Here is a 10,205-nt window from a genome sequence, read left to right as displayed (position 1 = left end):
GCCTTACCCCTTCACAGGGTACCCCAACCCGACAGGCTGCTAGGGCGTGTCGTCAGTTAATTCCGATGATGGCGGAAACGAGTTGCACTGCTGCGAGGAATGTTGACTTCAGCTTGTCGTAGCGTGTTGCAACGCCCCTGAACTGCTTCAGCCTGGCGAAGAAGCGTTCAATGATGTTTCTGTTTTTGTAAAGCAGGAAGCTGATTTTTCGTGGATTACGTCGGTTTTTCCTTGAAGGGATAACCGGTGTGATCTGCCGTTCTTCGATCTTTTCGATAAGCGGATCGGCGTCATAAGCCCTGTCGGCGATAAAAGCTGCAGGGTCGACTTCATCCAGCAGGGGACCTGCTTCCGTGATGTCCGCTCTTTGACCGGGCGTCAGGGACAGGACAACCGCCTTTCCTGCAGCATCGACAATAGCGTGGATTTTCGAAGTCAGTCCGCCACGGGACCGCCCGATAGCCTGATCCGCGCCCCTTTTTTACGGGCACCCGCACTGTGCTGGTGCGCCCGGACAATCGTGCTGTCGATCATCATATATTCGTTGTCACGATCGGCGGCCAGATGCCGGAAAATCCGTTCGATCACGCCGCCTTCGCACCAGCGACGCAGTCGCCGGTGGACGTTTTTCCAGTCACCAAAACGGACAGGCAGGTCACGCCAAGGAATGCCGGCACGGTAACGATATAGAACCGCTTCCACAAACAGACGGTTATCGGCAGCCGTTCCGCCGACATGGCCTTCACGACCCGGGAGAAGATCTTTTATCCGTTCCCACTGGCTGTCACTCAGGCCATATCGTCGCATTCATTCTCTCCCTGAAAACAGGGAGAAAACATCACAGATCAAACGGGAGTACAAGCCTCATGCCGTCAGATGCTAACTGACGACACGCCCTAGAAATTCACATTGGTATGCAACCCGAATACGGCTTCATTACCAATCCGGTGCGTCGGACAGGATGGATCTCCCGTGCCGCCCGAGGGGTTCAGGACATATTGGAAATCGGGCTGCACGACCATCCATGGTGTGATCTGGGCCTGATAGGTCAGTTCAAAATGATTTTCGTTTCCCTGCACCAGGGCACCGCGCGCGCGATCATAGGCACGCACGCCTGATGTGACGCGACCGATACCCCAGCCCAGACCAAGTGTATCATTCGTCCTGCCTGAAAAGGGCGCCTTCAGGTTAAGGCCGGCATCAATGGCGAAGCTTATGATATTGCGATCACCACTATTACCCGTCGCCCGGACAAACAGGCCAAGTGCGCGTGATGCATCAGGCGACGGACGCCAGATCAACTGGTCGATTATCCCGTAAATCAGCCAGTTTCCCCGATCCCAGCGGGGTGTACCACCATCCGCGCCAAGAGACAGTCCCTGTGTGTTATATCGATAATCCGGAAATCGTGCCGTATCATAATAGCCTCCAAGTTTATAAACGCCTGACAGGCCCGGATGACTGGCCGCGCGTCCACTGTCGCCAGATTGAGGATTGAAGGCATACTGAATTTCGGTAATCAGTAGCGCGCCGGTTCCCATATTGAACTGCGTGCCACTTCCATCCCTTATGGTCTGGCTGGTGGGGTCCGCCGGGTTTCCGGTCACGCCAAAGACACTGCTATCCTGATTACCCGACGGATTGTCATCCGCCGCCGCGAACATGAATGTGTATTTTTCACCGGGTCGGTAGCGCAACCGGATTGCGGGAGCTGCAAGCGGCCATGAAGGACCGCCAGCATAAAGGTTGACCGAAGGACCCATTGGCCATCCGAAATTGGCGTTGAGGTACAGGGACGCGTAATCGCTGATCAGGAATTCCGTATCGAGATCCTGCTGGCCGATCTTGACGTCCAGCGCGCCCCTGAGAAAGGACTGCTGGTACCAAAGTTCAAACAGGCGGGTGGAGCGATCCGCCTCAAATCCGCTGATGGGGTTGAAATTGCCCAGATGGTCCTGAGTGACGGCACGTCCCCGGATCTGCAGGGCACTGATGTTGATTGTCGCGCCTTTAAGCCCGATCATCCTTTCCAGATCCGCCATCAGGGTCGGCATGGTAATGCCGATATAGGAAGGGCCCGTGCCCGATCCCCTGCCATCGCCATTGGTACTGCCGATCCCGCCCGTGGCGCTACCCCATAACTCGTTGACGTCCTGAATGCTCAGCGTCAGGCCGTAGCGGGCCAGCCATGGACGCAGTCCCCCCATATTCCCCAGCAGGCTCCCACCGGCAGACGGCGTATCTTGGCTGTGGCTGGTCGTGATTGCGCCTGCTTGCCAGGAATCACGCACGGTCGCCGGGTCAATCTGGGCCAAGAAAGGTGTACTGGCGCCCAGATGGGCCTGCCCACCCGCAATGGCGGTCTGGGCCTGCCCCGCAACGGAGATGAAACCACCGATGCCCCAGAAGAAAATTCCCTCACATACACGCCGGAACAATCGGGTAACGCAAACCGCCGGAATCCTGCGTGATGTCAGTTCGCACGGTCGCAAATGTTTCTCATATTATCGTAAAAAAGGTCGTAATCCAGACAGATATCATATACCCGGTCTTCTTTCCACAACATGATGTTTTTGTTAAAGACACAATGTGAATAAAAGAGAATTGTGATATTATATCGTTCTCGTAATTTAATTTATTATTTTTAAAAAATATGCCTGAAGGTCATAAAAAGGTGTCTATTCTGCTTTGGCGATGGACGAAAACACATAGCGGAAAATAAATTATCGCGGCTGCCGCTTCTATGGAAAACAATTCAGACTTTTCACTTTGGCTGCCTGCACAAAATGATCGCCGGCATGCGTGGTAATACTGAGTACCATGCTGCCTGCTACAAGGATTGGCGGCCCTACCATTGCTCATAACGGCTGATCTCTTGCTAGCAGCGTCTCCCCCGTGACCTTATTTTCCGTGTTCAGGTTCACGTCATGTCTGCGTGTTACAAGAACAGCGAGCATCGGCATGATGGCATGGCCAGGGTCAGGTGCCAGGAGGCCGGACAAATATTATGAGATCGATAGTGCATTACGGATTGGCAATCCTGATGATAGTCAGCATATCCGGCTGTGTGGCGCGCGCCGAAACAGAAACAGAAACAGAAACAAACGGTATTTGCGAGACAGTGGAACAGGGTATCCGGCTGCATGTCGACGGCACGTATGGCGGATATCCCCATTCCGTCCTGCGTGATGCGGTGCTGGAGAGCGTAGCCTGTCCTTCGGGGGATGCAGAACTACGCGCTTTCCATACCATTGCGATACCGCCGCCCCATATGCGTATTGCCGTCATGCGCCCCATCGGGCAGGGCCAGCAGGGATCGCTGTCCATCATGCTGTTTTCACAAGGGCATTTCGTTATCGGCGAACGGATGTCCCTCTCTCCTTTCTCACGCACCCAGTCTCCTTTTTCGGTAAAGGCAGACATCAACCTTGCAACAGCACGCCTATGGGGCGATCTGGCGAACCGGATCGCACAGGGGAAGCGTGCCATTCCATAATGGGGAAACACGCTCAGTCCATCACATTTGCGATCCGGTTTACCGAAAATGGCCGTAGCTTGCACATATTCTGCGATGTCATTAGGTGACGGGCGCCACACAGTTATCTGGATACAGGTTCCTTGCTCGCTGCCGGTGTCGTCGTGGGTTTACCATCTCCGTTCTTTTTTTACAGTCTGAACACCAACAGGCCGCAGGTATCGGCAAGGCGGCCAATCGTTCAGGTTCGCGTCATGTTTGAGTGATATGATCGTTCGGATGAAATACAAATCTGGCCTTTCCCCAGCACGTTATGACGCACCAACAATCATTTTCCACTGGGGATGCACGGCCATTATCATGTTGCAGTTCGCAACCGCGAATTTATGGGGCCTGTTCCGGAACCCGCTACACCATCAACTGGTGGTGACCCACCTGACGGCAGGCATGGTACTGAGCGTTCTGTTTCCCGCACGCCTGCTATGGCGACTAGGCTGGGGGCGGCAGATCCGCGCCGCCGATCGCTGGCTTGATGCCATGCTGGCGCGCTACGTGGAATACAGCCTGTATGGGCTAGTCCTGCTGGAAATCCTCCTTGGGTATCTGTGGCGATGGGGCAATGGGCAGGCCATGAGTTTCCTGTCCATCCAGATCATGCCGCCCTTTGGCAGGTTTCCGACATCGACAGTCGGCATTCTGCACTGGCTGCACCAGTGGAATGGCTGGCTGATCATCGTGCTTGCCACGGGTCATGCGCTGGCCGCGTGTTTTCATTACTTCATTCTCCGGGACAATGTTTTTCAGAGAATGCTGCTGACAGGGAATGTATCCGATGAATATGGAAAGTAAAATACCGCTGCGCCCCAAAGAAATCCACGCGACCTCCCGTCTGGGCTGGCTGCGGGCCGCTGTTCTGGGGGCGAATGATGGTATCCTGTCAACATCCAGCCTGATCATCGGCGTTGCCAGCGCCCATGCGACACAGGGGAGCATCCTGCTGGCTGGAATTTCCAGTCTGGCTGCCGGGGCCATGTCCATGGGCGCGGGGGAATATGTGTCCGTTAGCTCGCAGGCGGATTCTGAGAAGGCTGACCTCGCCCGCGAAAAAAAGGAGCTTGGCAGTAGCTGGGACGCTGAAGTGAGCGAACTGGCCGGGATATACCGTCAGCGTGGCCTGGATGATATTCTGTCACGCAAGGTTGCCCTTCAGCTCATGAAGCATGATGCACTGGGGGCGCACGCCCGCGATGAACTCGGCATTTCGGACGCGACAGCGGCGCGTCCGGTACAGGCCGCCTTTGCATCGGCTAGCGCATTCTCTTCCGGTGCCATACTGCCCGTGCTGGCAGCCCTGCTGTCGCCAGCCAGCGTGGTCTCGTGGAGTGTATCCGCTGTATCCCTGATTGGTCTGGCGGTATTGGGAGTCGTGGGTGCGCGTGCAGGTGGGGCCTCACCATGGCGTCCGGCAATGCGGGTCATATTCTGGGGCATCGTAGCGATGGCCGTGACGGCTGCCATCGGCCGGATATTCGGGGTACAGACATAATGTATTAAATATTTCTGTATATTGAACGAATGGAATGATATCGTGAATGTACTTCTTGTAATTGTGCTATCAAAGGCAGTCGTTTCAGTGCTCTGCATGCGACTTGCATTTCATTTATATCGTGACAAAAACAATATAATATTACATAGAAATAGGTCTGTGGGATTATGCTATCCCGGCAATAGATAGTGGGCATCAACTTCCTTGAATACTTTCCCAAGGCGGCTATGGGAACCCCGCTTCTCCTGCGGGACGCGAATTATATGCGCAGTGATCTCTATTCCGTTGTCGCTGCGATCATTAATGGCCGACTACGATGTCGGACCGAAAGGCATTTGCCTACACGCCATGGTCATCCTGCTTGCGTACCTATCTCATCCAGGATGGCCGAACCGGGCATGCATGCAAGATCATCCTATACCGCCAGGGAGTCACGCACTCATGACATAACCGCTACCCCTGACGGTGTGGATCAGAGGTTGGCCATCCTGCCCCAGTTTCTCCCGCAGACGACAAATATGCGTTTCGACGATGTTCGTACGAACCGGGAAATCCATATGCCAGACATCCTTCAGCAACATTTGCCGGGAAAGCACCGTGCCTGCATTCCTCATGAAATATTCCAGAAGTTTTAGTTCCTGAGGCTGCAGAAGAACCTTTTCGCCATTCCGTGTCACTGCAAGCGTCAGCAGATTGAGTTCAACGTCAGCCACATTCATTATTGTTGTATGCTGGAAGGAAGATGATCGACGAAGCAGTACCTGCACGCGCGCGACCAACTCGCGTAATGCAAATGGCTTGATCATGTAATCATCCGCACCATGCCGCAGACCGGCGACACGGCTTGGTACGCCATCCATCGTCGTCAGGAACAGGACTGGCGTCATGATGGCATAAGAGCGCATGCGCATGAGAATTGTCAGTCCATCCAGACCAGGCAGCATGCGATCCAGAATGACGATATCCCACGTTTGCGACAGGGCATGCTGCGATCCATCGGTCCCGTTAGCGACACAAACCACGTCAATTCCGCTTTCCTCCAGTCCCTGCCGCACGTAATCCGTAGTTGCGTGGTCATCTTCAACCAAAAGCAGGCGGGGGCGTGTTACCAGCGTCATGAAGCAGGCCAATCAACAAATTTAATGTCCCGCCCAGCGAGACTGAGTTCTTGATCAGGTTATCAGAATCATTGTTACATGGCACCATCCATGACGATGGATAGACAATTATTGGCATTTTTTAATGTATCGACCATGTCTCCAAATTGAATACAGAATAAATAATATCAATATTTCATGTGATACATATCATAAATGTGGATGTATATGTATTATATTTTATACGGTATTAAAACAAATACTACGTACGCGCAGGCATATAAAAAATAAAAGACGGTAAGTTCTCTCCGGACAGGACAAGGCAAAGGGGTTAACGCGGAAAGACCATTGGGGGTAAAGTCAGGCTACAGGGCTGGAGCCTATGCCAACCGGACCTGTCATGATCGGGGACGGGTGGATCTTGTCCGGTCATCCATATCCTGAGAGGATGTCGCTACATGATAAATATGTCCAATGATGTCGTGGAATAGGATATCCCGACGCCGAAATGTGGAGACACGACGTATCATCGCCACGACGTCGTTTCGTATCGTCACGTTGTTCGCCGGTCTTTTTATATTGGGCGGCATGGTCATGACTATAACGTCAGGCCTTTACAGCCAGTCAACCATGCGCCAGCAGATCCGCCGGGAAGTGGAGAACGAGAGCCATGAGACATTTGCAGATGCTGGTGTTGCGGATGTCCGTCATCTCCTGCCAGTTGTGCAAGGACTGATCGAACATGAACCCGGTTTCCATTATTTGCTTCAGGACCCCGGACAGGTCATTGTCGCAGGCAACATGCTGCATCTGCGACCAGTGCCGGGCGAACGCTGGCTGGCATGGTCCCATCGCCTGCCGAAAGAAATCAACCAGGATATCGTTTATGGAATAGGTTATCGCCTTGATGACGGCGGCTATTACTTCGTGGGCATGGATGCCTCGCCCCTGACGCATCTCCAACGCGCATTATGGACAACGATCCTGTGGGGCATTGCAGGATTTGGTCTGATAGGGGTAGCAGGCGGCCTTTTCCTGAGCAACCTGATCCTGAAATGGATCGAGACGATAAGCAGGACGGCACGGAGCATCATGCAGGGCGATATGTCTCGCCGCATCCCGCTACGTGGCACGGATGATGAGCTTGATCATCTCTCGGAGAGCCTCAATGCGATGCTCGACCAGAATGAATACCTGATTGCAAGTCTGAAACAGGTCTCCAATGACATCGCGCACGACATGCGCCGCCCGCTGGCGCGTATGCGCCAGAATCTTGAGCGCGCCATTGGGGCACATGGACCTTCCGATACCATGCATGAGCAGGTCGAGTGTGCAATCGAGGATCTGGATGCCGCATTGGAAATATTTTCCTCGCTGCTCAAGCTGGCGCAACTTGAGTCCGGGGCATGGAACAACGAAATGGAACCCCTCGATCCCGCACGACTTCTGGAATCAGTTCTAGAACCGTATCGCTCCGTTATCGAAGACAATGGACAGCGCCTGGAAACCGAAATCATTCCCGCCTGCCCTACCGTCACCGGTCATCCAGTCCTTTTACGGCAGGCGTTCTCCAACCTGATCGAGAATGCCGTACGCCATACGCCCGACCAGACCACCATCACAGCGACCATAATGCTTTCGGACAAGACCATCACGATAGAAATAGCCGATAATGGTCCAGGCATTCCGGACGAAGCCATGCTTCGGGTATTCGACCGCTTTGTCCGTCTTGATACAAGCCGTACGCATGACGGTAACGGGCTAGGGCTTACCATGGTGAAAGCCGTAGTACAACTGCACCGGGGCACGATCGTCTTGTCTCACAACAACCCTGGCGTAAGGTGTATCGTTAAATTACCCATAGAGCTCTAGCCTTCACGGCCTCATAGACAGCAGACCTCCTGGCTGGTTAGAGATGTGCAAATACGACTGAAGATTGGGGCATTGTAAGCTGACATCCCCGTGAGCTTTCGCCAGAAATAATGATGCCGCGCGCCCATGCGATGTGGCCGCCTGCAACGGTCCCGGCGAGCAGGGATCCAAATCGGGATTCATACAAACCATGCTGCTCTGGTCCCTGATTCTGGTTGCATCAGCCGCGGCATTTGGCCTGAGCGCCGTGTCGGGAGGCGGTGCCGGGCTGCTCCTAATGCCCCTGCTGGGGCTGGTGCTGCCTGGCACTCAGGTGCCAGCCGCCCTGTCGATCGGGACAGTTGCCAGTTCGGCGACGCGCATCATCTCGTTCCGGCAGGCGATCCGGTGGGACATCGTCCGGCATTTTGCGCCCACCGCGTTGCCCTTCGCCGCCCTGGGCGCATGGGCATTGAGCCGTATGGAGCCAGCCTATCTGTCGCTGCTTCTTGGCGTATTCCTGATGGGGAATCTTCCCCTTCTCTTTCGCAAGCCTGCACCCCAGGTCACTGTGAAAACGCCCCACGCTATCGAACTGCACGTGCTGGGTGCTACCGCCGGCTTCATTTCCGGTTTTACCGGAGCGGTCGGCCTGGTGTTCAATGGGTTTTATTATCGACTTGGTCTGCGGAAGGAAGAAATCGTCGCAACCCGCGCGGCCAACGAAATCATGCTGCATGTGCTCAAGATCGCTCTCTACGCTGAGTTCGGCCTGTTGAATACCCGGGCCAGCATTGCGGGTATCGCTGTTGCTGCGGCGGCGGTTCTGTCATCAATAATCATGAAGTACCTGTTGCCGCACCTGCATGATCGCCTGTTTCACCATATTGGTCATGCCGCCATGGTCGTGGCGGGTGTCATGATGGTGATCTCCGCCAGTAGTCAGTTAGCGCGGCAGGCAAATGTCACGGTGCATTTCGCCCACGTAGCCCATGAAGCCGCAGCGTCCGTGTCATGGCGACAACACACTTTCGCGGTCGAATGGGAAAATGGTGATGAACGCGAGTTGAGCCCCCGAGTGCTTTCCAGACTGGCTTCATCCCCTATGATAACAACCCATTGATTTAAGTGCGGGAATCTGATTCAGGCTCTGTGAGGAGACTGGAGATGAGCGACCTGTTTTGGCTGCCGGACGAACAAATGGAGCGTCTGCGGCCCTTTTTCTTTAAGAGCCATGGTAGAGCCTGCGTTGATGACCGCCGAATGCTGAGCGGCATCATTTTTGTCAATCGGAACGGCTTGCGCTGGCGCGATGCGCCCCGGGAATACGGTCCACATAAGACGCTCTAAAACCGTTGGAAGCGCTGGGGCGCCATGGGGATCTGCGCCCGGATGATGGACGGTCTGGCTGCCGGAAAGGCAGAGCCCCAGACCATCATGACTGATGCGACGTATCTCCAGGCACACCGCACGGCTTCGAGCGTGCGGCTAAAAAAGGGGATCCAGGTCGCTTGATCGGCCGCACCAGAGGGGCATAAACACGAAGCTGCATGCGATCACCGACCAGAGTGGGCGACCGCTGAGCTTTTTCATGACTGCGGGACAGATAAGCGATTATACCGATGCCGCTGCCCTGCTGGATAGTCTTCCTGAAGCACAATGGATGCCGGGAGATCGCGGGGATGACGCCGACTGGTTCAGGGACGCCCTGGAAGCAAAAGGTATAAAAGCCCTGCATTTCAGGACAGAAATCTCGCGGAAAACCGGTCAGATACGACAAGAGAAAATATAAACGCCGCAATCGCATCGAGATCATATTCGGAAGGCTCAAGGGCTGGCGGCGGGTTGCAACCCGCTACAACAGATGCCCGACCGTCTTCTTCTCAGCCATCTGTCTCACCGCAACCGTCATGTTCTGGCTATGTGTCCCGAGCCTAGAAGCCGTCCGTACTTTGGTAAAAATCTTTCAACACCGTAATAATAATAACGTCCGCTATCATTATATTACCCGCAACAAAATGAACTTTGCACCTGAAGATTATATGAATCTTACTTCACACGAGATTCACTATGACTACAGTGACATTTTTTTCATCGACGGCTTCAAATGTTCTATCAACTGTTTGAGGGAGGCATCATGCCAGGATGGAAAAGTGAGCAAACACATTATCCTGAACCACTAGTGAGATCCAGTAATACCAAGGGCTACTGTCTCTGACTCATCTGTGAAGTGACG

The 10,205-nt window shown here is 54.1% G+C and carries 8 protein-coding genes and 1 pseudogene; 6 read left to right on the top strand and 3 right to left on the bottom strand.

All coding sequences use genetic code 11. The annotated features are described in order from the left end of the window. Positions 1 to 52: 52 nt before the first annotated feature. Positions 53 to 807 (bottom strand): IS5 family transposase gene (locus tag B7449_RS12815; protein WP_095666530.1). Its coding sequence is split into 2 segments (ribosomal slippage): positions 53 to 477 and positions 477 to 807, totalling 756 coding nucleotides; the frame shifts between segments, so codons are not numbered across the junction. Positions 808 to 896: 89 nt separating this feature from the next. Beyond that, entirely contained in the window at positions 897 to 2,438 is a 1,542-nt protein-coding gene (locus B7449_RS12810) for a carbohydrate porin (RefSeq protein WP_025440173.1), read from the bottom strand. Positions 2,439 to 3,007: 569 nt separating this feature from the next. Between B7449_RS12810 and B7449_RS12805 the strand changes: the two genes are divergently transcribed. From B7449_RS12805 to B7449_RS12795, 3 genes are all read left to right on the top strand, one after another. Continuing rightward, complete coding sequence (locus tag B7449_RS12805) at positions 3,008 to 3,496, top strand: hypothetical protein (RefSeq protein WP_039736192.1); 489 nt, start codon at positions 3,008 to 3,010, stop codon at positions 3,494 to 3,496. Positions 3,497 to 3,742: 246 nt separating this feature from the next. Continuing rightward, entirely contained in the window at positions 3,743 to 4,324 is a 582-nt protein-coding gene (locus B7449_RS12800; RefSeq protein WP_025440172.1) for a cytochrome b, read from the top strand. Next, complete coding sequence (locus tag B7449_RS12795) at positions 4,314 to 5,021, top strand: VIT1/CCC1 transporter family protein (protein ID WP_039736193.1); 708 nt, start codon at positions 4,314 to 4,316, stop codon at positions 5,019 to 5,021. Before B7449_RS12800 ends, B7449_RS12795 begins: the two co-directional genes overlap by 11 nt. A 431-nt stretch (positions 5,022 to 5,452) precedes the next feature. On the opposite strand, the gene B7449_RS12790 is transcribed toward B7449_RS12795, so the two are convergent. Continuing rightward, positions 5,453 to 6,139: a response regulator transcription factor gene (locus B7449_RS12790; protein WP_007396728.1), complete on the bottom strand. Its 687-nt coding sequence runs from the start codon at positions 6,137 to 6,139 to the stop codon at positions 5,453 to 5,455. 453 nt (positions 6,140 to 6,592) lie between these two features. Here B7449_RS12790 and B7449_RS12785 point away from each other — a divergent pair, with 453 nt between their 5' ends. The 3 genes and pseudogenes from B7449_RS12785 to B7449_RS12775 form a co-directional block, all read left to right on the top strand. Beyond that, a complete protein-coding gene (locus B7449_RS12785) occupies positions 6,593 to 7,990 on the top strand; it encodes a sensor histidine kinase (RefSeq protein ID WP_025440171.1) in 1,398 nt (465 codons plus the stop codon). Between the two features lie 190 nt (positions 7,991 to 8,180). Then, on the top strand, positions 8,181 to 9,092 hold the full coding sequence (locus B7449_RS12780; RefSeq protein ID WP_010509936.1) for a sulfite exporter TauE/SafE family protein: 912 nt from the start codon (positions 8,181 to 8,183) through the stop codon (positions 9,090 to 9,092). A 44-nt stretch (positions 9,093 to 9,136) separates the two neighbouring features. Then, positions 9,137 to 9,891 (top strand): annotated as a pseudogene (locus B7449_RS12775) (IS5 family transposase); the annotation flags it as partial. Between the last annotated feature and the right edge of the window lie 314 nt (positions 9,892 to 10,205).

Origin of the sequence: Komagataeibacter intermedius TF2 (genome assembly GCF_000964425.1) — a bacterium.
Lineage (GTDB): Bacteria > Pseudomonadota > Alphaproteobacteria > Acetobacterales > Acetobacteraceae > Komagataeibacter > Komagataeibacter intermedius.
The sequence above is the reverse complement of the archived record's forward strand: the minus strand, read 5'-3'. Positions and strand labels throughout refer to the sequence as shown.